Source organism: Pedobacter endophyticus (assembly GCF_015679185.1).
Classification (GTDB): domain Bacteria; phylum Bacteroidota; class Bacteroidia; order Sphingobacteriales; family Sphingobacteriaceae; genus Pedobacter; species Pedobacter endophyticus.
On record NZ_CP064939.1, the window covers coordinates 2,068,447 to 2,094,336 of the forward strand.

Genomic DNA, 25,890 nt, shown 5'->3' on the forward strand with positions numbered 1-25,890 from the left:
GAGCCCAAAACATGTACTTTAATTATCGAACTCAGGTTCTTAAAACAAACCCAACTGCCCTTTATCGTCAATGTCGATATCATCGGGATTAGTGATTTCAAAATCGACCTTTTTGGCTGGCTTTTCCTCTTCAGCTTTATCTTTTGGTTTTGGCTCGTCTTTCTTTGCAGCCGCAGGCTTTTCAGTTTCCGTTGGCTTGGCTGTAATTGGCTTCGGTTCCTCAACCTTTTTCACCTCGGCAACTGGCTCGGTTTTAGCATCTGGTTTTGGCGCTTCAGCAACTGGATTATCCTTTACTTTTGCAGGCTTTTCGTCAACCGCAGGTGTTTCCACAGCAGTTTCTTCGTTCGGCGCTTCGCTTTCGTTTTCATCAACTTCTTCTTCGTCTCCACTTTCCGGTTCTTCTAAAACCACTTTCTGCACGTCGTGCGGCGACAAACGATTACCGTTTGCTTTTAGGCCTTTCACATCAATCATTTCAGCAAGGACCAAATCCAACGTTTCCGGAATTTGCGTTTTGCCTTTTAATACGTCGACAATAATTTTAGCTTCGGGATGAGCGGTTACAAACAAAAGCTTAGATTTCGGTTCTTCGCTAATAAAAACGGTTTTCTTGCCATTGCTTTGTAATTCAAACATGAAACGCTTTATGTAGTAATTCTGTGCTTTCCCATCGAAGTGAACCGCAGCGAAAACCTTTTCGGGATCGAATTTTTGAATCAAAATCAATCCGTCCTCGAAGTGATTGGTTAAATCGAACGAACTCAACTCGTAATACCCATCCTTATGAACCAGCAAAATCCGATCATCGCCATCAAATTCGCCAAGGTATTTCCCTCTGCCATCCACATTTAAGCGTTTCAACAAATCATCATACCAAATTTTAAGTCCCGATAACGTTGATACGCCCTTACTTTTTAGGGTAATCTTTTTGACCGGATATTTCGAGATGATATTTCCCTGCGATCCACGCCCCTTAATCGCAATCTCCGCAAAATCCTGGTCGAACTGGAGTTTACGCAGTTTAGAGTGTGGCTTCAGGGCAACGTTTACAACCTCAGCCTCGCCATTCGGATTTGCGGTAAAGTACAACACCTTCGAGCCTTTGGTGCCCTTGGTCAAGTCGTACTCCTTATCGCGGGTTACACCAACAACAGCAAAACGTTTAATGTACGATGTTCCCGAGGCTCCATCCTTATAAATCATATTGTAAATTGTACGCTCATCATTTTTCTTGAAAACCTGAGCATGGATAATTCCTTTGCCAACAAATGTTTTATCGGCAACCTTGGTGATGATACACTTCCCATCCTCGCGGAACACAATTACCTCGTCAATATCCGAGCAATCGGCAACAAATTCATCCTTTCGTAAGCCACTTCCAATAAAACCATCTTCGCGGTTCATGTACAACTTCACGTTTGCCAATGCTACTTTCGATGCCTCAACCTTGTCGAAAAGTCTTATTTCAGTTTTGCGTTCCCTGCCTTTGCCATATTTATCCTTTAGTTTTTGAAACCAGGCAATTGCGTAATCGGTAAGGTGTTTCAGGTGATTTTTAACCACTTTAATCTCATCTTCCAGATTTTTCATTTGCTCATCGGCCTTTTTCACATCAAAACGGGTGATGCTGCTCATCGGTTTATCAATCAGCTTTTTGAAATCCTCGGGCGCTATTTCACGATAGAGCGACGGCTTAAACGGCTCAAACAACAAATGTAAAACTTCAACAACGGTATCGAAATTGGCCGAGTTCTCGTATTCAGGATTTTTGTACATCCCTTCCTGAATAAATATTTTAAGTAGCGAACTGAAGAAAATCTTCTCCTGCAACTCGTGCAAACGAATCTCCAGTTCCTTTTTTAATAAACTTTTGGTGTGTTTTGTATTTTCAATCAGGATATCATTGACGCTCAAAAAGTGCGGTTTGTCGCCCTGAATAATACACGTGTTCGGCGAAATAGAAACTTCGCAGGCGGTAAATGCGTAAAGTGCGTCAATGGTTACATCGGGCGAAATTCCCGGGGCCAGATGCACAATAATTTCCACATTTGCGGCGGTACTGTCTTCAATTTTTTTGATTTTGATCTTGCCCTTATCATTGGCAGCCAAAATACTATCTATAACCGAACTGGTTGTGGTGCTGTAAGGAACCTCAGTTATCACCAGCGTTTTCTTGTCTTTTTCGGTGATTTTTGCCCGAACGCGAATCTTTCCGCCACGTTGTCCTTCGTTATAATTCGAAAAATCGGCTGCACCGCCGGTAAAAAAATCGGGCAGAATATTCGGACGAACGCCTTTCAGCGCTTCAATTGAAGCATCGAGAAGCTCTATAAAGTTGTGCGGCATTACTTTGGTGGCCAAACCAACGGCAATACCCTCCGCCCCCTGCGCCAATAACAGCGGGAATTTAACAGGTAAGGTGATTGGCTCGTTATTACGTCCATCATAACTCAGTTGCCATTCGGTGGTATCAGGGTTGAAAACAACCTCGTTGGCAAACTTCGACAAACGAGCTTCAATGTAACGGGGAGCCGCAGCGCTATCGCCCGTAATCGGATCGCCCCAGTTACCCTGCATATCAATAAGCAGGTCTTTCTGACCAATTTGAATCATGGCATCGCCAATAGAAGCATCTCCGTGCGGGTGATACTTCATGGTATTACCAATAACGTTTGCCGCTTTGTTGAAACGCCCATCATCCATTTCCTTAAGCGAATGCATAATACGCCGTTGAACGGGCTTTAAACCATCGTGAATATGCGGAACAGCACGATCCAGAATTACATAAGACGCATAATCGAGGAACCAGTTTTCGTAGAGACCGTTAATTGGGGTTACCGTATGCTTGTGTTCTTCGTTTAAGTTTTGGTCTAATTCTTCACTCATCTATTTACAAAAATTGGCAGCCGTAAATATAATAAAAATGATTCCACTGTTCGAAAACAGGTTATTCACATTTGATGACGTCATTGCCAATATCGTCAGTAAAATGCTGCAGTCTTTGATGAATGCTGTCATGCTGAGGCACGAAGCATCCCTTCCATGCTACCACCACGACTTTATTTAGCCATACCACTATTTGGGCTTGTGCTTTTTTGAAGCCAATATTCTATCGCTTAAAGATTTACTACGTAGCTGCTTGGCGGTCTTCACTGCGTAGTAATAAAAAATCCCCATTTGACTTTTCATCAAACAGGGATTTTGTGAGTTAGCTTCAACCATATTGGCTGCGCTTGTAACTCTTATAGCAAACCATACAAACCGTTTGCGTAGGTACGCAATGATGAGGAAACCGTCCTCATTTTTTCCGGTGATGGGCCTTTAACCTTATAGGCTTCTGGATGTAGCGCCAAAGGTTGTTGATTTGTTTCTTCCTGAGCATTCTTGTTGCTCAACGTAGCATTCTCTTCTTCACTTATTTTTAATGGTGCCATGAGTAAATATTTATATACAATAAACAGCGTAGAAACCGTTTTGTTTGGCATGAAACAAGGAAAAAGCTATATTTCTTTAGATTTTTAATTGAAAATTACTGACTGTAAAGCATCTTGGTCATGTTTCTGAAAAACCTTTGCAGTAAAGAACTTTCCTCGGTGATAATCTCAGCATCCGCCTGCATCCCATTTTTGAGTACTATTTTTCTGTTCGAATCTTTGTTCTCAAATTCCTCAAAGCTTACCTTCGCGATAAATACACTGTCGCGATAGGCTACATCAGATATGTAGGTCAGCTTTCCCCTAATCATACCGTATTGCTCAAATGGATAACTCCTCAGTTTCACTAATGTACGCTCACCCAATTTAACCTTGCCCATATTGTATTGAGGAATCTGTATTTCGCCGAAAAAATCGGCATTGCCGGGGTTCACAATAAAGACTTCTTGACCTGCGGTAACGTTCTGATTTTCTTGGATAATGCCAGCGAACGTCAACTTGCCTCCCACGGGTGCTATCAAAATATATTGCATGATCCAGTTATCGCTTTCGTTGATGGCTTGGTTGAGGGCTTGCACAAACTTCGATTGCTCCTCGGCAATGGTATGCTTCAAATCAAGCAATTCCTTTTCCTTTGCCGAGTAATTGCTCGCATTGTTCAACAAAGCGGTTTCGGATTGCTGTAACGGGTACTTTGCTGCCAAATATTTATTCTCTTGTTGTGCAAACTCACTTCTGGATATTACCTTGTTCTTATATAGTTTTTGATAAGCCTTGTATTCGGCTTCTTGATTGGCATATTCCAGTTTCTGAGTTTTTTGTTGCTTGATTATCTGATTTTTTAACGCGATAATATCCTTTAGATCCTTCTCCAAAAAGGCCATTCGATTTAAATAGTAGCCATTATTTTGAGTAGATTGGTACCGCAAATATTGCTGATAAAAATTTTGATAGGCAGCTTGCAGTTCCCCCAAATTTAGCCCTGTTGGCAGGTCAGAAAACTTGTTTGTGTTGTTCAATAGGTTCTCTTGAAAGACTTTCAAGTGCTTGTTAATATGCAGAACATCATCTGGATTAGCCGTAGTTTCGAAGTAAGCCAAGGGTTGGCTCTGTTTAACGGTCTCTCCGTTTTTCACCAAAAGAGCAGTTAGTTTGCCGTTCTGTTTAGCAAGCACAGTTTTTGGAGAGTTTAGGCTATTGACCTTGAGGCTGGTTTTTACCACATCGGGATATTCAATAAATGCTGAAAGTAGTATTATACTAATTAATATCACAAAAATTAATGTAATGCCCCAGCGTAGAATCCACGATGGGACGGCGGTTATAATCTCGTGAACTTCTTCACTATTTTGATATATGGTTTCCTGTTCTATTGGCATATTTTAAATATTTTTATCAGCACTTGTTCCCTCCTAACCTTTGAATCACGGCTTTAGTCTATTCGCTTGAGTCTTTTTTGCCTTTCGGATTAATCCCCAAGCTCTAGTTGGTTTTTAACCAAATTATAATATTCTCCCTTGGCTCTTGTAAGCTCGGCATGCGTTCCCTGCTCTGTAATTACGCCTTTATCGAGTACGATGATGTTATCAGCATTTTTTACTGTACTGAGTCGATGTGCCACAACTACCACCGTTTTTCCCTTAAAAAAGCTTTCGAGGTTTTCCATAATGATCGATTCGTTATTGGCATCAAGTGAGTTGGTGGCTTCATCAAAAAAGATGTATTCAGGGCTTTTATAAACTGCCCTTGCAATCAAGATGCGTTGCTTTTGTCCTGCACTTATTCCATTTCCCTCAGCTCCAATCTTAGTATGCAGCCCCAATGGTAGGTCTTCGATCAAATCGCCGATGTTGGCCATCTTTACGGCATGCTTCAATTTTTCCATGTCGGGGTACTCATCGCCCACGGCAATGTTCTTGGCAATGCTATCCGAGAATATAAAACCATCTTGCATTACGATGCCGCATTGCCCACGCCAAAAACGGTAGCCAATCTGATCTATATGAGTCGATCCGACCTTAATTTCTCCTTTTTGCGGAATGTAAAAACGGAGTAACAGCTTTAAGATGGTAGTTTTTCCGCTGCCACTCATACCCACAATAGCTGTGGTTTTGCCCTCTGGAATAGCTAGGTCTATTCCCTTTAGGACAGGCTCGTTTCCTGCACCGGGATAAGTAAAAGTTAAATTGTTTAGCGAAATGTCTTTGCTTGACGGCAATTCTCTCAAAAACATCTTATCTGAAGGTTCTTCATCGTCAAGCTGATGGATCTCGTTTAGGCGCTCCAAACTTATCTTGGCATCTTGTAGCGATTGAATAAAGCCCAGCAATTGCTCAATTGGACTGTTTACCTGGCCTACAATATACTGAATGGCCATCATCCCTCCCAAGGTCAGATTGCCGTCTATTACTGATTTGGCCACTAAGAAAGTAATGAGGATATTTTTACCCTCATTGATAAAGAATGCTCCACTTTGCTGTAGTTGTCCTAATGATAAACTTTTAATACTGAATTTAAATAGTCCAGCCTGCAAACGTTCCCACTCCCAACGTTTTTGCTGCTCACAGTTGTTAAGCTTAATCTCCTGCATACCACCTATTAACTGTACAATAGCACTCTGGTTCTTGGAAGACAAATCAAACCTTTTAAAGTCTAAATCCCTTCTCTTTTTGAGGAAAGCAATTACCCAAAGCGAATAAAGCACACTAGCTACCAAGAAGATGAAAAAAACGCTTAAATTATAATACGCCAAAACACCTGCAAAAAGAACCAGATTAAACATCGAGAAGATAATATTCAATGTAGAGCCCGTCAAAAAGCTCTGGATCCTGCCCTGATCGCTCATCCGCTGCATAATATCTCCCGTCATCTTGGTATCGAAGAAGCTCATGGGCAGTTTCATCATCTTGATTAGGAAATCGGTCAAGATTGAAATGTTTATCCGGGTGCTGATGTGCAGCAAGATCCATGAACGAATGAAGTCTACGCTCATCCTGCCCAGAAATAACATGCTTTGTGCAATAAGAATGATGTAGATAAAATTTAGGTTTCGGGTATTGATCCCGATATCCACGATGGATTGGGTAAGAAAGGGAACAATTAGTTGAAGCAGACTGCCCACACCCAGTCCCGCAAACAACTGGATCACCAATCGCTTGTATTGATAAAGATAACGTAACAAGTAGCTCCAGTTTAGCCCATCGCCCTTATCGCCATCCTGTGCATATAATTCTGGCGTTGGCGAAAGTGTAAGTACAATGCCTTTACTTTCGCCGTTTTGATGCGTACTTAACCAGCCTTTTATAAATTTGTCGTGTGTGTATGTGATTAAGCCTTTGGCAGGATCTGCAATATAAAAAATCCTCCCCTTTGGGGAGGATTTAGGAGGGACCTTGTAAAGCACTACAAAGTGGTTCTGGTTCCAATGCAGAATCATCGGGAGTTCCATTTCTGATAATTCCCTCAGAGTCACCTTACTACCGATGGTTCTAAAACCTATCTTTTCTGCGGCTTCGCTGATGCCCAATAAGGAAACGCCCTCACGGTTTATGCCTGAAATTTCCCTTAACCGTTGTAAAGTGAAATTTTTGCCATAATGTTTTGCGACCATGCGTAAGCACGTAGGGCCGCAGTCCATTTGATCGGGTTGTTTGTAAAAGGTGAATTTTTTCAATTTTAAATTAGAAGGGGCATATCAAGTTGTACTCGATATTTATAAAATTTATGTGAAATTGTTGATAGACCAAATCATTGTTAAGGTGATTATGGCAATTTCATTGATTCCAATTCCTTTTCATATTGTGGATTAGAACCGCCACTCAACTTGATAGCTTTTTCCATAGCTTTTATTGCTTCTTGTTTTTTACCCACTTTAAAAAGAAGGTTACTATACGTATTTACAAACCATGGCTTCTCAGTAGTCTCGGTTTCAAGCACCTTTTTTGACCATTCAAGCGCTACTGGGAAATATAATGGTTCTTCACAGAATAGCAATATTGTTCGTCCATAACTATTCAGCTTGTTTAAATCCAGATTTATTCCAGATATTTTAAGGTAATCGTTCACCGCCTCACTGTAACCATTCCAATCTCTTTCCCACTGATAATACATTATTTTTGATTCATTTAGAATCTCATTTGCATATTTTGGATATTTCCGCTTTAAATCTGCATCGATGCTTTTCCAATCTACATTTTTATTATTCTCTCCTTGATATTCATAGAAGCCTACACCAAATATCTTTTTGGTACCATTTTTCTTTAGCAACGGAAATACCTCCTCTTCAAACCAAATAGCTTTAATTAATTCTTTAGCTGTTCCCTGCCCCATAACAGAATCAACAAGAGAAGCATTATTTATAAGTATTGGATAACCTATATCTGTTGTTTTAACTGTAGATCGCGTAATGAGTTTAATATTGTTTGGTGATAATAAATTTTCCTGTTTTGACAAATAAAGATTGGAATATTTCATCACTTGTACATAATCCCGGTTGATCTGAGCGGAATTAATCAGTGACAAAAGAAAGGAGGTGTCTTGTTTTCCGTTTTCAAATTGACGTTTTAAAGTTGCATATTGCGTTTGTGGATTAAGTGCTTTTTTTGCGCTAGCTATGAATTCTTTAACATTAAAATTTGCAGAAATAGAGTGAACCAATTCTCCATTAGTATTAAAAAAAAGATAGGTAGGATAGCTATTGATACTATAGGTCTTTCTTAAATAGTCAACATCCTTGTACCATCCCTTAATATATTTGTTGTCTTTTTTATTCTTATCAAACTGAACTGAAACATTAATAAAATTTTTATTGAAAAAGGCACCTGCTTCTTTTTTTGCTAAAACCTTTACAGCCATCTCTCTACAGGGAATGCACCAGGTTGTGTAGGCATCAAGGAAAATTATTTTATTTTCTTTTTTTGATTTCTCTTTAACAGCATTCCAACTGGGCATACTTTCAAACTTGACGCCCATACTCTGTGCAAAGACAGTTTTTTGAAAGTTTAAAAGAAAAATAAATATAATGGTGATTACTGAAAATTTCATATCTAAATTTAGTTATGTTTTAATAAACATTTATGTTTTCGAGCGATAGATTTTTTTTGGAGACATTTTACCATAGCACCTTAAGGAACAGTGGGACTATTTAATACCTGTAACATTCGCCGCGAGGACATTTATTAGGTATCTATAAGCGATAATTATAACATGTTAGCATTTAGATTGTCAGCAAAAGTGTCATTTTTTTATTTTCGATCCTACTAGTAAGACTCATTTCCTTCATTTTCGCTATTGATAGATAATTTTTTTAAGGAAAACATCAGTTGAATTCAAACTAAAATACATACTGATGGAATCAGTTTGAAACCACCAGTATTTTAATTAGCACAGCACTACGCTACCTTGAGAACACGTAGGGTTAGTGCCAGTGACACAATCGCTGCAAACTATTTCTTTACCGTCCGAGCCTACTGAATAGCCGTTTGGGCAACACTTATAACTTTTCGGCTTTTCAGCTACACCACCGATAATGTTTTTCATTTCGGCTCTGTTTAAAAGATTAGCTTTTTTCATTTTTTTAATTTTAAAGTAAATAAAATTTATATTATTCTTTCACGCAAGAACAATTTAAGCGATGACAGTAACGCTGCCATTCGTTTTAGGGCACCTGTTTGCAACCAGCAGCCCCAGTCTTCCAGAAAGGTCTTTAAAGTATTAGTATAGTAAGTTCCTTAAGTCGTCAATTTTATAGGGTACAGGAATTTTGTATCCATTGATAAAAACAGTTGGTGTATAAGTAATATCTGCCAACTTACACCAATCTTTTTGCATTTTTCCTACGGCTATACTTTGATCTGTTGCAGAAGCAGGGTATTTTTCATTTAAAAGTTTGAAGTTTTTTATCTGTCCAGAGTACCAATCTTCCAAGGCATTCTGCGCTAAAATTGAATCCTTTTCATTTAACGAAAGGATATAGTTAGCCACTTCTGCGCCTGGATCTGATTTGTCTTCGGCAACATGAAATAGCATCTTTATCTTGATATTTTCATCTTCTGATGCCCAAGCCTTTGCAATGGCATGAGTTTGGTGACAAGGTGAACAGAAAGGATCACTTACAATGGTAATAATGTCTTTTCCTTCATTGTTTCCAAAAAAAATAGGTTTTATGTTATCTGGTATTGCGTATCTAGGCTGATTATATAGAGCCTGATTGAATAGATCTTTATTATATTTAAAGCTATTTAACTGGAATTTCAACCCTTCAATTTCAACTTTATTATTTAATATCTGCTTTAGAAAACCCCATGCGATGATTGGAATTAAAAAGGTTAAAGGTAGAAGGTACAAGACTGAGAGCAAAAGGCTTGACAAGCTTAAAGTAAAAATATCAAAACTTGTAGCTATTAAAAATTCTAATGCCAACATGCCTTGAACCGTACAGCAGAGTATGCACCAGTTTTTGACCCGGTATTGATACCCAATCGAGTAAATAATATAGGGTAAGGCCAAAACATTCAGCCAAGCCAATAATATAATCGATGCGGGCTGAACCAATAATAGCAACAATGATCCTGAAAAGTAGAAAAAGCCCACTTCACTCCAGGACAGCCAACTGGTCACCTTCGCTGCATCTGATTTTAATATGGCATTGCAATTATTTTTCTTTCCGAAAGTGCATAAATTCTGAATAAATGGGTTGTTGGAATTGATACTCTGCATCAGTAGCAAAATACTTATGCTCAAGGCGCCGAGCTTGACTAGACTTAACAACAAATAGGGCCAGGAAAATGAAATTCGGCTAATTCCTAAGTAAAAGATAGACAAAACCAAAGCTAACCCTAAGGGCAACACCAAACGCTGAAAAAAATATTTCAAACGATTTTGATTGTAATCTTTCTCACCGCTTTTCTCGGTCTTTTCCGCTCGTAACGCAATTCCATCCCAGCGATTCAGAAACTCTTCTTCGGTAGTGATAGCATTTTTTCGTTTTTCGTCAGAAAACTTAACACCATTGTTGTCAATATTATGAATTAAAATGAATCGCCCGCCCTCTTCTTTTACATGCGCAATAAAGGGAAACAATAAATCGTCACGATCATATTCAGCTCGTTTGATATTGTAAACTTCTGTTGCTATGCTCCAATCATTTAGGCAATCAACTATAGAAAGCATACTTGGGTAGTCCGGATGATCTTGCAAAGCTTGAGAAATAGTTGCATTATTTACCTTTACCTTAAGTGTTTTAATTAAACTTTCGGTTACACTTTCTAAATTTGGTTTTTTTTTGGCAGATAAATTCATCCTTACATTTGGTTAATACAAAATCGTTACGGCATAAAAGCCATATCATTGTGGGATGAAAATAAGCCTAGGGATTTGGCTATAAGCTGTATAAAATCAACTAAGACCTAAGTTGCAAAATGTTTTTCACATCATTTTATTTTTTATTCCAAATGCACAAAATATTATGTGAAATGAAAATCACTTGGAATCTTGATTAAAAAAAACTATATTAATCACATCTAATCAAATAAACCGCTACTCGTCATCCCCGATAGCTTAATTTTTTAAACTTATCTCGATGACGTTCTCTTGTATTGTAGTTGACGATGATCTTTTTGCTGTAGAGCAATTAGAGGAATATATTTTCAAGCTGCCTGGATTAAATCTGGATCATAGCTATACTAATCCGCTAATGGCACTCAAAGAAATTGAAGCTTTGGAAGAGCCCATTGATTTTTTATTTTGTGATATACAAATGCCAAATTTATCTGGACTTGAACTAGCAAAACTTGTACACAATAAGGTTAAAAATTTGATTTTAGTAAGCGCCTATCCTGAGTATGCTGTGGACGGGTACGGGGTAGATGCAAAAGACTTTCTATCTAAGCCTTTCGACTTTCCACAATTCGAACACCTTGTAGCAAGAGTAAACAAACGAATAAAAGATGAAAATCCTTTTATCGTTGTAAAATTGTCTAAAAATTCATTTGTCAATGTTAACGTTAATGAAATTGTTGCCATCGAAGGAAATGGGAACTATATCAATATTCACACTATCAACGATTTCATTGTTCCTTATTATAAGTTATCGGCTATAGAAAATGATCTGAAACACGATACTCGTTTTAAAAGGGCAAGTAAATCCTTCATTGTCTCCACTGACCATATTAAAAGAAGAAGTGGTAATTTACTTACATTAAAAAAGGGCATTATTGTTAACATCAGTATTCCCTTTAGAAAAGATTTCGAAATGCATCATTAATATCAATAATACGGTGCTAGCCGACCACGGTTCGCAGCGAACGGTGATTAATGGACTTCGACTAAGCTTATTTGATTGGTTAGAAGAAAACCACCTACTCAATCTTCGAGATCCAGTTTTCCGTTTTCGATTCCTTAATCGGCGTTGGAGACGCTACAATCTTCATCACGCCACCCGCATTAATCTCTTCTTGGGTAATATAATTCTTGTTAAATGGCTTTCCATTTAGGAAAACCGCCTTAATGTATTTGTTTTTTAAGTCGAAGTTTTCTGTTTCGATCTTTAACGTTTTCCCTTTTGGCAACTGATAGGTCAACGAAGGAAAAAGCGGCACATTCAGGTAATACACAGGCCAGCCAACGCAGGCCGGAGAAAAGCCACTTGCCGTAAAGACATACCAGGCGCTCATCGCTCCCGCGTCGTCGTCCATTGTTCGGAGATAAGCCTGGGGCTCGTTTTTATAGATCTTTCCAATAAACGAACCAATTCCTCTGCTATTGTCGTTAAAATAATTTTGAATTACCGTGTCTGCCGCAAGCTGATGCATCCAGTACTGCGATTTATAACCTTGTTTGGTTACGTTATACATCAGTGGCACCTGCAAATCGGGCTCGTTAGCGTGATTATAAAGGTCGCGTTCGAAAAACTCATCCAGGTGGGCCAAATACGACTGCTCGCCACCATCTAATTCGATTAACCCTTTAAAGTCGTACGGAACAAACCAACGATATTGCCAAATGGTACCTTGGTACAAACCTCTGGCCTGCATTCTGTCTACATCATTTTTGCGCAGATCTTTAAAGTCCTTATTCCAATAAGTTTTATATTCGAGTGCCTTGTTTTTATAAAGTTCCGCTTTTTCAGTGTTCCTTAAAACTTTATAGATTTCGGAAAGCGCCCAATTGTCGTAGCTCGACTCTAACGCTTTATCGGGCGATTTATAATCCAGTCCCTTAACTTCTTTCTCAAGGGAATCGGCAATTTTTGCGAAATCGACCGGATAGCCCTTCCGATAGGCATCTAATAGTACAACAATAGCATGTTCTGAGCGAACGGTGTTAGAGGGCTCGGTTTGCCCGGCGTAATCCTTTTTACCTGAATTGTATAAATCTGCAATCGAGGTAACCATCCCCGCATATTTGTCCTGATCGATGATAGAAAGCAACGGCAACTGCGTTCGGTAATTGTCCCAAATCGCCCAACCGTTATAACGAACCTGTTTATCCTTTTTAAGCTCGCCCTTCGTATTTCTATATTCGCCATTGCTTTCTGAAATCACGTAAGGCGATTGCATCGTTCTGTAAAGCAGCGAGTAAAACAGCTTAGCACTTTCTTCATTTCCCGAAACGCTAATTTTGCTTAGGGCTTTGTTCCAATCTGTGGCGCTTTGCATTTTTACCTGCTCAAAAGTTCTTTTATGAATGGCCAATTTGGCGGCTTCCGCACTAACTGAAGATAAAGCGATGTCGATTTGCGCATTTGAAGCCTCTTCAGGCAGCATTAGCAGCAATTTATGATCGCCGCTCTCCTTCCACTTCGACGACCCAGCAACCGTTAAATTATAGAATATTTTATATTTCCCTACGCCGCAGGTGGTTTTGGATATGATCCAGCCTGAAACGGAATTCCCGTTTATCCGATGTTGTTCTTCTACAAAAGCGCCGTTAAAAGCATAGCCTAAATCCAAATAAAAGCCTTTTTTGCCCCTGGGAAATTGATAAGCATGTTTCCCCGCGGCATGTAAAACGGCTAACTGAACTTTGATCTTGTTTTCAAATTCGACGGAGTAGAACCCAGGACTTGCTTTCTCCGAAGTCTTAATAAGCTCCGAACGCATTGGGTCTTCACCCAAAAAAGGCTTGATAAAGATGTTTCCACCTGATCCCTGACAACCGACGCCCTCAAAGCGATTGTGCGTGAAGCCCTCAAATTTTTTGGCCAGATACTCATATCCGGTGTGTGTTTTTGGATAGGTTTGGGGGCCAATACTCAACATACTGAACGGGTAGGAAGCAGCAGGCGACATTTGGCCGTGATCCCCGGATGAGCCTAGAAATACGTTCACCAAATCTACCGGTTTAGCATCGGTAGCACCGAATATTATGGGTTGCGACTGAGATAAAACGTTTAACTGAAAGACTGCGATAAGAACTATTAGATTGAGGGAAAATTTCATTGCTTGTTTTTTATTATCGGCCTAAATTAACATTTTAACATAAAGTAGATGTTATATTGTAGTGTTTGGAGTATTAATTGTCGACCACATAGGCACATGAAAAACATAGTTTTTTTTGCTAAGCCACGTTGCTCTATGTAGTCAACTCTCATTGAGGCCCATCTTTTTAAACCCCTGTCAAAAAAAAATAGCCACTCCGATTTCTCGAAGTGGCTTTTATATCAACTTTTTTGTTGCTTATTTAATCGTTACCGGAACAGATATCTTATCCCAATCTAAAGAAAAACCACTTTTGGTGATTTTGTAAACCAAACGTTCTTGCGTTGCTTTTAATGGCTTGGTTTTTACATCAACACGTAAGGCATCTTTCGATTCCTCGTATTTGTAAGCGCCCCATTGTTTTGGTTCTTTGTTAAAAATGGCTGTCCATGTTCCGCTTTCTTTAGGGATTAAAAAGAAGCTGTATTTGCCTGCTGCAAGCGCTTTGCCTTCAACCATAATATCCTTATCGGTTTCAAAGGTTGTAGCCTCATTTGCACCAGCACGCCACACTTTGTCATAAGCTTCTAAACCGCCCCAAATTTTACGTCCTTTTACTGCCGGGCTGCTATAATTGATGGTAATTGTTGCACCTTTTACCTTGCCTGTAGCGGTGGCTGCCGGACTTGGTTTAGGTTGGCTCGCATCTTGGGCCATCGAACTTACCGAGATCGTTATTGCTGTAAAAAGCAGCGCGATAGATTTAATCATTTTTTCCATAGTGGTATTTTTATCTGTTTTTGTTGTTATTAGTTCACGAATTTAATCTTTTGGGTTGATAAAATAATAATCCGAGCGTCGAAAAAATGATTACCGCAGCTGCACCTACCACATTTAACCATAGAAAGGACACTACATCGAACTCATAAACGGCAATTACCGCAATTTCTGATAAGATGGCAGAAATGAAAACCAGCAGGCCGTCGATCTTCTTAAAATAAAAAGCCACGAGAAAAATGCCCAAAATTGGCCCATAGAATAAAGAGCCGAATACGTTCACAGCTTCAATAAGCGAGCCCATTTGCGTTGCAAACATCGCTACGGCGATCGAAAAAACTCCCCAGACCAATGTGTGTAATCGGCTGTAGCGCAATTCGGTTGCATCATCTATTTCCTTTTTGTTAAAAATGAGGTGAACATCCTTAAGCGAACAAGCGGCCAATGAATTTAAAGCTGCAGATATGGAACCCCAGCTGGCTAAAAAGATGACAGCGAAAAGCAAGCCAATCATGCCCACGGGCAAGGTGTTCTTTACAAAATACAGGAAGATGTAATTGGTATCGGTCTTTTCTGCATTGAGGTTTGAGGCGTTGATCGCGTTTTCGACCTTGGTATGCAAATCCTTGATTGCTGCCTGAGTTCTCTTAAAATCGGTTATCGATGCGTTTAACTCTGGGGATTTTTCTTCTTTTTGGACAAGAATCGCCTTAGATTGACTGTTAAATCTTTGTGCCAAAACCTGATGTTCTCGTTCAAATTCCGCAGCCTTTTGGGGTTGGTTCTCTCTTAACGATTGATAGGAATGCTCATTGAAATATATCGGCGCTGGCTTAAGGGAAAAGAAAGCGAACAGCAAAGCCCCAATTAACAGGATTGCAAATTGCATCGGTATTTTAACCAAACCATTAAGCAACAAACCCATTTTGGCGTTGGTATTATCTTTGGCGGTAATGTATCGGCCAACCTGGCTTTGATCGGTTCCGAAGTAAGAGAGCGCCAGAAAAAACCCGCCTATCAATCCGCTCCAAATGTTGTATTTATCTTTCCAGTCGAATTCGGTAGTAATTACATTTAGCTTTCCAGATTTGCCAGCAAGGTAAAGTGCATCGCTAAGGCCGATTCCGTTTGGCATGTTCTGCACCAGTAAATAGCCTGCAAAAGCCATTGTGCCGAGGATAATCAGAAACTGAAGTTTTTGGGTATGGGCAATGGCCTTGGCGCCGCCAACATAGGTGTATATCAGCAAGATGCCGCCCGTAAGCACATTGGTAAGATAAATATTCCAGCCCAATACGCTCGATAAAATGATGCTCGGCGCATAAATACTGATTCCTGTAGATAAGCCGCGGCTAAACAGAAAAAGCAAGGAGGTTAGCACCCTGGTCTTTTTATCGAAGCGGTTTTCGAGGTACTCATAGGCCGTATAAACGTTTAGCCTTTGAAAAATGGGAATGAATGTAACGCAAATTACGATCATCGCCAATGGCAGGCCGAAATAATACTGAACAAAGCGCATCCCATCGGTGTAAGCTTGCCCCGGGGCCGACAAAAAGGTGATTGCACTGGCTTGAGTGGCCATAATACCCAAAAGCACAATGTACCAGGGCATTTTGTTATCGGCCTTTAAGTAGGAGGCATTGCTTTTTTGCCCGCGACCGATAAACACACCGTAAATAACGACCGCCAGCAAGGTAAACAGGAGTACAAACCAATCTATGTTACTCATGCCCAGTGTTTGGTAAAGAGATAATAAAACACAATTTGACCGATGAGTGCAAGGGCCAATAAAACGTACCAGGTATTCCAGTTTTTAAGGTGGTTTTTCATTTATTTGTACATTAAAATTCGTGAAAGTACAGGTTTTTATACTAGTGTCTTTCAAACTTGTCATTTTGAGCACGAAGAATCCCTTACCGATTTCGCACTGCTCTTAGTTGACCAAATCCCTTTTGGCCAGTGGGTTTTCGTCGTTTGCATCCAATGACTATCGGACCCATCGCTTAGGGGTTCTTTCGCGAAAATCTTTGAATCTTGGGTAGAGATTTCTCGGCTGCGCTCGAAATGACGACCTTTTCTATGAGTTCCGCTCTAAAAGCATTATGATTCATATTGATTTTTTGCTAAAAAATTAAACCTCAGGATGACAACGTAAAAAACCGCGATTGCAACTCCTTTGTGCGATTGACAAATCATAAGCTAATAACGAATGAACTAATCATTTCCCCGCCGATATAAAATTGAAGAACAGCCTTGCTGCGCCGATATTTCCTGCAGGCAATTGTCTAAAAAAAGCCAAAGACGAATAGATAAAGTTGCCTTTTCCGTATTTCGCATATAAAGTGGCGCCTTGTAAGGGCTCTTCGCCAGTATCATTCATTTCAAAAAGCGGTTCGTATTTTGCATCCCATTTGTCGGGGAAATAAGTACCGCATTCCTGCACCCAACCGTTAAAGTCGTTACTGGTAATCTTATTCGGGTAGGTTAACAGCTTATGCTTCGGAGCTAAAAACTTGACGGCTGCATTTTCTTCGGTTACCCGTTTGTTGCTGATGCTGAACGGATAAACTCCAAAATTTTGCAGGGCCATATCTTGCAAAGTATTGTATTGCATCACAATAGTTCCTCCGTTTTCTACGTAAGTATTTAACGCTGTTTGCCAGTTCTTTATTCGCTTATCGGTATTGATTACCCGCACACCGGTTACAATGGCATCGTAAGTACTTAATTTGGCCGCGTCTAAAATATCGGCCTCTGCTAAAACATCGACCTGTAAGCCGGCCTGTCGCAAAAACTCTGGAATCAAATCGCCTGCGCCGGGAATATAGCCAACTTTTTGTGCCAGTACTTTTACGTCGCCCTTTAACAGCCAGGTGGTTGCAGGTATAAAATATTGTAGCGTAGGCAGGTGGGGATATTGAATGAGCACCTGACCATCGGTAAACTCACTGGTTTCGGCAGCAAAAACAGCCTCAAGCTTATTTTGATCAGCCTTTATCTTCTCAAGGTCTTCTGCAGGAATCAAGAAATCTTTTATGGTAATGGTATTCTCGGCCAGGTTTATCCCCGTAAACGTTTTAACAGTTGTGGCTCCGATTCTAAAGGTTACACGCCCGTAATTGATGTTCTTATTCGCTTTTAAACGAAGCGTAACTTTTAGGGCCTCCTTTTCTTTGGCGAAATAAACCGGCTCCGCAAAACTTAAGTCTAAGGCAGGAATCACTCGGAGTTGCTCTACAACATCGCCTTTCACGGGATCAAGCTTTTTAAATGATAAGGGCAACTTTACGGTAAAGTTTTCGTCGCCAATCTTTAACAACAGCGAAACATTGAGTGCGGCCTCATCTTCGGGCAAGCCGATTAAGGTATCGTTTGCAACGCTGTAAGTGGCCGCATTTTTTGCAGGCTTTTGTAACCAATAAGGTGAAGTAGGCAGCGCATTGGCCGGAATTTGAATTTTCCGTTCTATTGTAATCAAGGTATCGCCGCCTACCCTTTTATTTAAGCGGTCAGTTTGACTTATCCAGTTTACCTGCGCTAGTGTTACGGGCGTTGCTGATCTGGCAATTACGTTTAGCCGAAAATTATAGCTGTTGCCTGCAATTACCTCCGCCTGGTTGGTAACCACCTCTCCCATAAAACCCGCACAACTCAAGATCATCTGATCAATCGCGGCAAGTTTTTCTTTCCGGAGAAATGGATCTTGAATTTGGGCAATATTCTTCCTTAGCATCAGTAAGCCGTGTAAACTCTGGTCGGGACGGTTGTAATCAAACGAAAGCAAAATAATATCAATCAGCTCGTCGATGTTATTAATTCCCTTTTCCGACCACGTCATGGGAATTTTATCAAACAAAGAGGTTTTTGCGGGCTCACCTAAAACCGGCGTGAAGTATTCCGTTCTAACCCCGGCTACAGATTGCGTTCCGGCACCCTGACTTTTATGTAAGCTTCTGCTCAGCCCGGCCAATTCGCCGTAGCCCATGCCCAATTGCGCATTGTACTGGCCTACGGTAACCTTCAGCTGGCTTTCAGAAGTGGTATTTACCGAGCCGAACCGAAAAGTATTCCAAACCAATCTTTTTGGCTGCCAAACGTTTACATATTTTAGCTGGTTCGGAAACATTGTTTTATCGCCCGCAGCCTTAAATGCCTTTTCGGCAACCACGGCCGAAGCCGCATGCTGACCATGCCCGGCAGCGGCGGTTGGCGGGAAACGGCATATGATTACATCCGGGCGAAATTTGCGGATCACCCAAACCACGTCGGCCGTAATGCTATCGGCGTCCCATTGCTTAAAGGTATCTTCCGTATTTTTCGAAAAGCCAAAGTCGATTGCCCGGGTAAAAAACTGTTTTGCACCATCTAATTTGCGGGCTTCCAAAAGTTCGTGCGTTCTAATTAAACCCAAAGCTGCGCCTTGTTCGGTGCCAAGGAGGTTTTGTCCACCATCGCCCCTGGTTAATGATAAGTAGGCCGTTTCTACGTTCTGGTCGTTTATCAACCACGAAAGCAATCCCGTATTTTCATCATCGGGGTGTGCTGCGAGGTACAAAACCTTTGGCAGGTGCTTGAGGGTTTTCAGCTCCCTATAAATTTCTGCCGATTTGGATGGGCGGACTTGCTGCGCCCAACAAACAGCGGTAAAAAAACAGGGAATGAGTATAATGAATAACTTCTTGAACATGTAATTTGCTTTGTATTGTTCCAAATATGCTAAAATGCTTTTATTTTGAAGCGTTAGAAACGAAAAAGGTACAAGTAGATTAAGTTTTTAGTCATCCGATTAATAATAACCGGCTGCAAATATTAATTGGATGACTGTTGAGGGCTTAAAGAATTATAAGTGAAAGATTTCTCTGCTCCCTGCCCGTCCCAATGCTATTAAGTTAAGCTATCTAAGCGCCAACTATGAACGGTCGTCATCCTCAGAGATCAGTTTTGAAATAACAAAGGAGTTAGGATGACAGGTTGTTCACCGAGGCGTCGTTGCGAGGCCGGGCGTGTGCGAGCCGAAGCAATTTGATTTACGAATAGAGATTGCTTCGTACCTCGCAATGACGATCTTTCATATGTCTGTCATTGGCAGCTTGGCTAAGGATCTTATCGCCAAGGCTTTTACAATTGCATTTTGCATTAATCCCGAAGCTTCGGGACCGCCTGCGTGGGAAAGACGGCAAGAACAAGCATGATCCGATAGTTACCAGATTTTACGTAATAATTATCGCTAAGAATGCCAATTTGGTTCATCCGATGAATAACAACAATTGCAATATTCATCAGATAACTGACCTTTAATTTTCGCTCAAATTACCAGCGTTTCAATTTCAAATCCTTATTATTGCTTCGTAAATCCCGCTTATGAACGGCTTAGTGCTCATTATTGATGATGAAAAAAAAATCTGCAGTTTACTTTCGAGGATTGTAGAGTTGGAAGGCTTTGCAACCTTGCAGGCAAATACGGCAAAAGAGGGAATTAAACTCCTAAAAACGAACGACGTAAGTATCGTGATCAGCGATGTGAAGTTGCCCGACGTTAATGGAGTTGAACTGGTAAAAGACATTAAACTTATCAAGCCTTTTGTAGAAATCATTAATTTAACAGCTTACGGAACCATTGCCGACGGCGTGCTGGCGATAAAAAACGGTGCTTTTGATTATCTGGTTAAAGGCGACGACAACGATAAAATTATTCCGCTGCTTTACAAAGCGATGGACAAAGCCAATTTGCAGCGGCGCATTTTCGATCTGGAAAAGCAAATTTCACAACAACACAGCTTCGACACCATTATAGGCCAATCTAAGCCGCTAAACGAAGCGGTCGGTTTAGCCAGAAAGGTGAGTAAAACGGATACTACCGTTTTGTTACTGGGAGAAACTGGTACGGGCAAAGAAGTTTTTGCACAGTCTATCCATTACGAAAGTTTAAGATCAGCGAAGCCCTTCGTAGCGCTAAATTGCAGTGGTTTCAGTCCCGAATTGCTTGAGAGTGAACTTTTTGGGTACAAGGCTGGGGCTTTTACAGGAGCCAATAAAGACAAAAAAGGTTTGCTTGAAGAAGCGAATGGCGGCACCTTGTTTTTAGATGAAATTGGAGAAATGAGCCTCGATTTGCAGGCCAAGCTTTTGCGGGTTCTCGAGAATCAAACCTTTATCAAAGTTGGCGATACGCACATGCAGCAGGTAAATGTGCGCATCATTGCCGCGACCAATAAAGACTTAAAGGCCGATGCAGCTACGGGTAAATTTCGCTCCGATCTGTATTACCGATTGTCGGTTTTTACGATCTTGCTTCCACCGTTACGCGATCGGAAAACAGATTTAGCCTTACTTGCAAAACACTATCTTAAAGAATTTTCTATTAAAATCAATAAGCCACAACTGAAGCTGGATGATAAAATTTTAAGCCTTTTTGAACGCCATAACTGGAAGGGAAATATCAGGGAACTTAAGAATGTAATCGAACGGTTGGTCATTTTATCTGACGGAGACCAATTGAATGCCTCGGCTTTGCCTACCGAATTTTTTGAATTTATTCCCGCGGAAAACAGCTACAGTCTTCAAGAGGTAGAAAAGCAGCATATTCAAAAAGTTCTTATTCATACAAAGGGAAACAAAACAGAAACCTCGAGGTTGTTAGGCATCGGCTTGACTACGCTTTACCGCAAAATTGAGGAATACGGTATTAAAGAGGTTTAGGCAGGAGGCTGGCGCTCGAATGCCGTTTAGTTAAGTATGATGGATGTCAGTCTGAGCGGAGTCGAAGACTTTTTGGAACATATACCCTTAGACTAAACCTGTATTGAGCCTTTCAGCTACGCTCAAGATGAACTCCAGTCGAAATGCTCAGGGTGACAATCATTCTTAAATTTCTCCAGCATAAAATAACCACTTTCATCGCCTTGTAGCATTTTTTCCTATCTTTCAAGAAAAATTTAATATGCAAAAAAGCTTCATTACCGTTCTCCTGTCCCTTTTTTCTCTTTCTCTGTTTGCCCAACAAGGTTATTTCCAACAAGATTTGAGCTACAATATCGATGTAACTTTAAACGATAAGGACAAATCACTAAAGGGATCAGAAACCATTGTTTACAAAAACAATTCACCTGTCAATCTCGATTTTATCTGGTTCCATATTTGGCCAAATGCCTACAAAAACGAATCGACGGCACTATTTCAACAGATTAGTAACGATGCCTCCCGCAAGGATAAACTGAAAAATGTGGCCTACGGCAGCATCGATGGCTTAAACTTTAAAGTTAATGGACAGACTGTTAAAACTGAGGCGCATCCAAATCCAAACTACATCGATATTATAAAGGTGTTGCTTCCGTCGCCATTAAAGCCCGGCGATTCGATCACTATTGCTACCGATTTTAATGTCAAGCTGCCGAGTTATTTTTCGAGATCGGGCTTTGCGGATAGCGAATTTATGATTACCCAATGGTACCCAAAACCGGCTGTGTTTGATAAAAATGGTTGGCACGAATTTCCTTATCTGGATATGGGCGAGTTTTACAGCGAATACGGAAATTACAAGGTAAACATCACATTGCCATCTGATTATATCGTTGGCGCTACGGGCGTAATGCAAAATGCGGATGAGCTGGCTTCGTACAAAACCATCGGCGCAAAAAACACTGCCGAAAGAGGAAATAAACCGGCGCTTTACTCGCCACTCGGGCAGGCGCCTACCAAAACGCTAACTTATTCGATTAACAATGTGCCGGATTTTGCCTGGTTTGCCGATAAAAACTTGGTGATTCAATATGATACGGTAAAACTTGCTTCGGGGAAAACCGTTGATGCTTTTAGCTATTACCACAATAAGAAAAATACGCTTTGGGTAAACAGTATCGATTATATCAAGGATGCAACTAAAAGATATAGTGCTTGGATCGGCGAATATGAATATCCGGTGGTGCAAGCCATTGAAGGTCCAAAAAATAATGCAAGCGGTGGTATGGAATACCCCACAATTACCTTAATTACTAGTCCTGACGCCAAAAAAGAGACATTAGATGGCGTAATTACACATGAGGTTGGCCACAATTGGTTTATGAGCATGCTGGGCAGTAACGAAAGGATGCACACCTGGCAGGATGAGGGCTTGAATACTTTTTACCAATTCAGATACGAAGCAGAAAAATACAAATCGAACTCCATTTTTGGTGCTGCCATACCAGAACAGGTTAAGCAACTGCCAACCGACCAGTTTCTGACGAGCGTATACATGGCGCTATCAAATGTGCCAATGGAGTCGGCCATCGAAACACCAGCGGCAGACTTCAAGAGTTCTGACGAATATGGCTTGATTTCTTATGCTAAAACGGCACTTTGGCTCTACTTGCTTGAAGCACAAGTAGGTCAGGAAAAATTCGACAAAGCTTTTCAGGTTTATTTCAGCGAATGGAAAAACAAGCACCCCACTCCCGCTGATTTTAAAGCATCTATGGAAAAATCGTTAGGTTTTAACCTCGATAAATATTTCGACTTGTTGAACCAAAAGGGCAAGTTTAAAAATTAAACGGCATGAATGATGGCGTAGGGAGATTTTGTCATGCTGAGGGATATTTTTTTTGGAAAAAATCAATATGGCGTGACGTTATTAAAGCCGTCGTCATTCCCGCGAAGGCGGGTATCTTAAAGCGAGAGCAGAAGCATTAGCATTAAGATCCTCAGTCAAGCTGAGGATGACGACCGTTCATAGTTGGTGTTCATTCATTGGGCTAACTCATAGGCTAAGTAGCTCTATTTCAACTAACTAGTAAACAACGCCAATGGTAGAAACAGCCTGTTCCGAGTTTTCGGGAAGCACCCCCTTACCGATCTCACCCATTCACTCCCCTTTTTGTTAGCGTTGTGTGTTTCATCGCTTGCGGATCCATCGTTGTCGGCCCGTCCGTTTAGGCGGGCACTACTATTGACGTTAAAAAAATCGTCATTTCGACGGAAGTGCTCCATAGGAGCTCCTACGGAGGAGAAATCTTTGAACTTTACATGAAAGATTTAGCTGCGCTGAGCACTTCGTGGTTCTCGGCTACGCTCGAAAAGACGACCTCTCTTAGCCATATTCTGAACATTTATTCTAAAAAATAACGTCACTGATATTGATTTTTATGCAATAAATTAAAACTCACGATGACAGCGTTTAACCTGTCGCCTCAACTTCTTTGTTTTTCTAACGGTACCTACCAAAACGATAAAAACCTTTCCAAAATGGAAAGGTTTTTTTGTTTCTAAATATTCCATTCACCGCACAACACACCGCAAATACCTGTTTAACAGCTGATTACAATATAAAACACTAATTCGGCACGACAGTTGGCAATAGGCATTTCAAAACAGAAAAATTATGATTCTTATTCTAATTCTCTTTTTGCTCTGTTGGGCAACTTACAAATCAATCGATTGGTTCGAAAAAATCTAAAGCCATGTTAGCACTATTCATCACAGCAGTCTGCGTATTCATCTATATGATTTACGTACTGATCAAACCAGAAAAATTTTAATAAAATGAACACTGAAATCATTGGCATCGTTGCCACTTTTCTACTCACCTTAGCCATTGCAGTTCCGTTGGGCAAGTACCTGGCCAAGGTGTTTGCAGGTGAAAAGGTCTGGACAGACTTTCTACAACCGTTCGAAAGCTTGATTTACAAACTTTCGGGCATCAATATTAAGGAAGAAATGAACTGGAAAAAACACTTAAAGGCGCTGTTAACCCTCAATTTTCTCTGGTTGATCTACGGTTTTTTCATGCTTTTAGGGCAGGGGAAACTTCCACTCAATCCAGATGGAAACCTAGGTATGTCTGCAGATCTGGCCTTTAACACCATCATCAGTTTTGTAGCCAACTGTAATTTGCAACACTATTCGGGCGAGAGCGGGGTAACTTATCTTACGCAGCAATTCGTTTTAATGTTTCTGCAATTTGTAAGTGCGGCCACCGGAATTGCCGCCGCAGTTGTGTTGTTTAAGGCTTTCAAAGATAAAACAGCAATTCAACTGGGCAATTTCTGGGTGTTTTTTGTTAAATCGATTACAAGGCTGTTATTGCCAATATCGATAGTTATAGCCTTAATTTTAACCTTTAATGGCACGCCGGCAAGTTACGATGCAAAAGACCAATTTATTTCGGTTCAAGGCGATACGGTAAACGTTTCGCGTGGCCCGGCAGCGCAGATGATTGCCATTAAACATTTGGGCACTAATGGCGGCGGCTACTTCGGCGTAAACTCGGCGCACCCGTTCGAAAACCCCAATTATCTGACAAATATGTTGGAAATGATTGCGCAGGTAATCATTCCGATGGCCATGGTTATTGCTTTTGGTTATTTTATTGGAAGGAGAAAGCTGGGCTGGACAATTTTTGGGGTAATGACCATCGGATTGTTTATGCTTTTGATTCCAACCTTAAGCGCTGAACTCGCTGGAAGTACTGAGCTTGCCAAACTTGGCATTTCGCAAACAACCGGAGCCATGGAAGGTAAGGAAGTTCGCTTTGGGCCTGCCGCTACCGCCTACTGGAGCACCGTAACCACCATTATATCAACAGGTTCGGTAAATGGAATGCACGACAGCACGATGCCGTTAACAGGTTTGTGGCAACTTTTGGCTATGATGATTAATGGTTTTTACGGCGGTTGTGGTGTAGGGTTGCTAAACTATTTCATTTATTTAATTATCGCCGTTTTTATTTCAGGGTTGATGGTTGGCAGAACACCAGAGTTTTTAGGCCATAAGGTAGAGGCCCGGGAAATTAAAATTGCCGCAATTATAACCCTGCTCAGCCCCCTGTTAATCCTCGGCGGCACCGCAATTGCAAGTTATGTATTCAACAACAGCGGCGATGCAAATTGGACGGTACAACCAAAAAACTGGCTGAACAACCCGGGTTTCCACGGCTTTTCTGAAATGCTTTACGAGGTCACTTCGTCCAATGCCAATAACGGCTCCGGTTTTGAGGGTTTATCCGATAATAACGTTTTCTGGAATGTGCTCACCGGAGTCATCATTTTTCTTGGTCGCTTTTTGCCAATTATAGGCCCCATTGCAATTGCAGGGCTTCTGGGGGCCAAAAAATATATCCCCGAGTCGGTGGGTACGCTAAAAGTAGATACCAAAACGTTCGCCCTAATGACTTTTGCCGTGATCCTGGTGTTAAATGCCCTGTCTTACTTTCCAGCTTTGGCACTCGGTCCCTTGGCAGAGTATTTTTCGATGCCGCATTAGCGTAGTTGTTGGCGCTACTCAAC

Annotated in this window: 16 protein-coding genes; 5 read left to right on the forward strand and 11 right to left on the reverse strand. The window is 40.8% G+C overall.

What is annotated here, in order from left to right; all coding sequences use genetic code 11:
• Positions 1 to 39: 39 nt before the first annotated feature.
• The 7 genes from IZT61_RS08260 to IZT61_RS08290 form a co-directional block, all read right to left on the reverse strand.
• Positions 40 to 2,889, reverse strand: coding sequence for a DNA gyrase/topoisomerase IV subunit A (locus tag IZT61_RS08260; RefSeq protein WP_196100685.1), 2,850 nt, complete (start codon positions 2,887 to 2,889; stop codon positions 40 to 42).
• Positions 2,890 to 3,245: 356 nt separating this feature from the next.
• Positions 3,246 to 3,488 (reverse strand): hypothetical protein, encoded by a 243-nt coding sequence (locus IZT61_RS08265; protein WP_230383906.1) that lies wholly within the window; start codon positions 3,486 to 3,488, stop codon positions 3,246 to 3,248.
• Between the two features lie 44 nt (positions 3,489 to 3,532).
• A complete protein-coding gene (locus tag IZT61_RS08270) occupies positions 3,533 to 4,816 on the reverse strand; it encodes an HlyD family secretion protein (RefSeq protein ID WP_196100687.1) in 1,284 nt (427 codons plus the stop codon).
• Between the two features lie 89 nt (positions 4,817 to 4,905).
• Entirely contained in the window at positions 4,906 to 7,110 is a 2,205-nt protein-coding gene (locus IZT61_RS08275) for a peptidase domain-containing ABC transporter (protein ID WP_196100688.1), read from the reverse strand.
• 89 nt (positions 7,111 to 7,199) lie between these two features.
• Positions 7,200 to 8,480, reverse strand: coding sequence for a thioredoxin family protein (locus IZT61_RS08280; RefSeq protein WP_196100689.1), 1,281 nt, complete (start codon positions 8,478 to 8,480; stop codon positions 7,200 to 7,202).
• A 336-nt stretch (positions 8,481 to 8,816) separates the two neighbouring features.
• Positions 8,817 to 9,008, reverse strand: a complete 192-nt coding sequence (locus tag IZT61_RS08285) for a hypothetical protein (RefSeq protein WP_196100690.1) — start codon at positions 9,006 to 9,008, stop codon at positions 8,817 to 8,819.
• Between the two features lie 141 nt (positions 9,009 to 9,149).
• Positions 9,150 to 10,736: a cysteine peptidase family C39 domain-containing protein gene (locus tag IZT61_RS08290; RefSeq protein WP_196100691.1), complete on the reverse strand. Its 1,587-nt coding sequence runs from the start codon at positions 10,734 to 10,736 to the stop codon at positions 9,150 to 9,152.
• 280 nt (positions 10,737 to 11,016) lie between these two features.
• Between IZT61_RS08290 and IZT61_RS08295 the strand changes: the two genes are divergently transcribed.
• A complete protein-coding gene (locus IZT61_RS08295) occupies positions 11,017 to 11,700 on the forward strand; it encodes a LytR/AlgR family response regulator transcription factor (protein ID WP_196100692.1) in 684 nt (227 codons plus the stop codon).
• Positions 11,701 to 11,794: 94 nt separating this feature from the next.
• Here IZT61_RS08295 and IZT61_RS08300 read toward each other — a convergent pair whose 3' ends face one another.
• The 4 genes from IZT61_RS08300 to IZT61_RS08315 form a co-directional block, all read right to left on the reverse strand.
• Positions 11,795 to 13,876 carry a glycoside hydrolase domain-containing protein gene (locus tag IZT61_RS08300; RefSeq protein WP_196100693.1) on the reverse strand — a complete coding sequence of 694 codons (2,082 nt, stop codon included), beginning with the start codon at positions 13,874 to 13,876 and terminating at the stop codon, positions 11,795 to 11,797.
• Positions 13,877 to 14,113: 237 nt separating this feature from the next.
• Entirely contained in the window at positions 14,114 to 14,626 is a 513-nt protein-coding gene (locus tag IZT61_RS08305) for a DUF2911 domain-containing protein (protein WP_317193186.1), read from the reverse strand.
• A gap of 43 nt (positions 14,627 to 14,669) precedes the next feature.
• Complete coding sequence (locus tag IZT61_RS08310; protein WP_196100695.1) at positions 14,670 to 16,361, reverse strand: sodium:solute symporter; 1,692 nt, start codon at positions 16,359 to 16,361, stop codon at positions 14,670 to 14,672.
• Positions 16,362 to 16,850: 489 nt separating this feature from the next.
• Positions 16,851 to 19,319, reverse strand: coding sequence for a PIG-L family deacetylase (locus IZT61_RS08315; RefSeq protein ID WP_196100696.1), 2,469 nt, complete (start codon positions 19,317 to 19,319; stop codon positions 16,851 to 16,853).
• Positions 19,320 to 19,993: 674 nt separating this feature from the next.
• Here IZT61_RS08315 and IZT61_RS08320 point away from each other — a divergent pair.
• The 4 genes from IZT61_RS08320 (at position 19,994) to kdpA (ending at position 25,867) form a co-directional block, all read left to right on the forward strand.
• Complete coding sequence (locus IZT61_RS08320) at positions 19,994 to 21,331, forward strand: sigma-54-dependent transcriptional regulator (RefSeq protein WP_196100697.1); 1,338 nt, start codon at positions 19,994 to 19,996, stop codon at positions 21,329 to 21,331.
• Positions 21,332 to 21,572: 241 nt separating this feature from the next.
• On the forward strand, positions 21,573 to 23,159 hold the full coding sequence (locus IZT61_RS08325; protein WP_196100698.1) for a M1 family metallopeptidase: 1,587 nt from the start codon (positions 21,573 to 21,575) through the stop codon (positions 23,157 to 23,159).
• 907 nt (positions 23,160 to 24,066) lie between these two features.
• Entirely contained in the window at positions 24,067 to 24,144 is a 78-nt protein-coding gene (locus tag IZT61_RS22580) for a potassium-transporting ATPase subunit F (RefSeq protein ID WP_196101258.1), read from the forward strand.
• Between the two features lie 4 nt (positions 24,145 to 24,148).
• A complete protein-coding gene (gene kdpA / locus IZT61_RS08335; protein ID WP_196100699.1) occupies positions 24,149 to 25,867 on the forward strand; it encodes a potassium-transporting ATPase subunit KdpA in 1,719 nt (572 codons plus the stop codon).
• Positions 25,868 to 25,890 lie beyond the last annotated feature (23 nt).

Excerpts from the sequence above, each read along its gene's own strand:
- IZT61_RS08260 (WP_196100685.1), bottom strand. The coding sequence starts at position 2,889 with ATGAGTGAAGAATTAGACCAAAACTTAAACGAAGAACACAAGCATACG.
- IZT61_RS08265 (WP_230383906.1), bottom strand. The coding sequence starts at position 3,488 with ATGCCAAACAAAACGGTTTCTACGCTGTTTATTGTATATAAATATTTA.
- IZT61_RS08270 (WP_196100687.1), bottom strand. The coding sequence starts at position 4,816 with ATGCCAATAGAACAGGAAACCATATATCAAAATAGTGAAGAAGTTCAC.
- IZT61_RS08280 (WP_196100689.1), bottom strand. The coding sequence starts at position 8,480 with ATGAAATTTTCAGTAATCACCATTATATTTATTTTTCTTTTAAACTTT.
- IZT61_RS08285 (WP_196100690.1), bottom strand. The coding sequence starts at position 9,008 with ATGAAAAAAGCTAATCTTTTAAACAGAGCCGAAATGAAAAACATTATC.
- IZT61_RS08290 (WP_196100691.1), bottom strand. The coding sequence starts at position 10,736 with ATGAATTTATCTGCCAAAAAAAAACCAAATTTAGAAAGTGTAACCGAA.
- IZT61_RS08295 (WP_196100692.1), top strand. The coding sequence starts at position 11,017 with ATGACGTTCTCTTGTATTGTAGTTGACGATGATCTTTTTGCTGTAGAG.
- IZT61_RS08300 (WP_196100693.1), bottom strand. The coding sequence starts at position 13,876 with ATGAAATTTTCCCTCAATCTAATAGTTCTTATCGCAGTCTTTCAGTTA.
- IZT61_RS08305 (WP_317193186.1), bottom strand. The coding sequence starts at position 14,626 with ATGATTAAATCTATCGCGCTGCTTTTTACAGCAATAACGATCTCGGTA.
- IZT61_RS08310 (WP_196100695.1), bottom strand. The coding sequence starts at position 16,361 with ATGAGTAACATAGATTGGTTTGTACTCCTGTTTACCTTGCTGGCGGTC.
- IZT61_RS08315 (WP_196100696.1), bottom strand. The coding sequence starts at position 19,319 with ATGTTCAAGAAGTTATTCATTATACTCATTCCCTGTTTTTTTACCGCT.
- IZT61_RS08320 (WP_196100697.1), top strand. The coding sequence starts at position 19,994 with ATGAACGGCTTAGTGCTCATTATTGATGATGAAAAAAAAATCTGCAGT.
- IZT61_RS08325 (WP_196100698.1), top strand. The coding sequence starts at position 21,573 with ATGCAAAAAAGCTTCATTACCGTTCTCCTGTCCCTTTTTTCTCTTTCT.
- IZT61_RS22580 (WP_196101258.1), top strand. The coding sequence starts at position 24,067 with ATGTTAGCACTATTCATCACAGCAGTCTGCGTATTCATCTATATGATT.
- kdpA (WP_196100699.1), top strand. The coding sequence starts at position 24,149 with ATGAACACTGAAATCATTGGCATCGTTGCCACTTTTCTACTCACCTTA.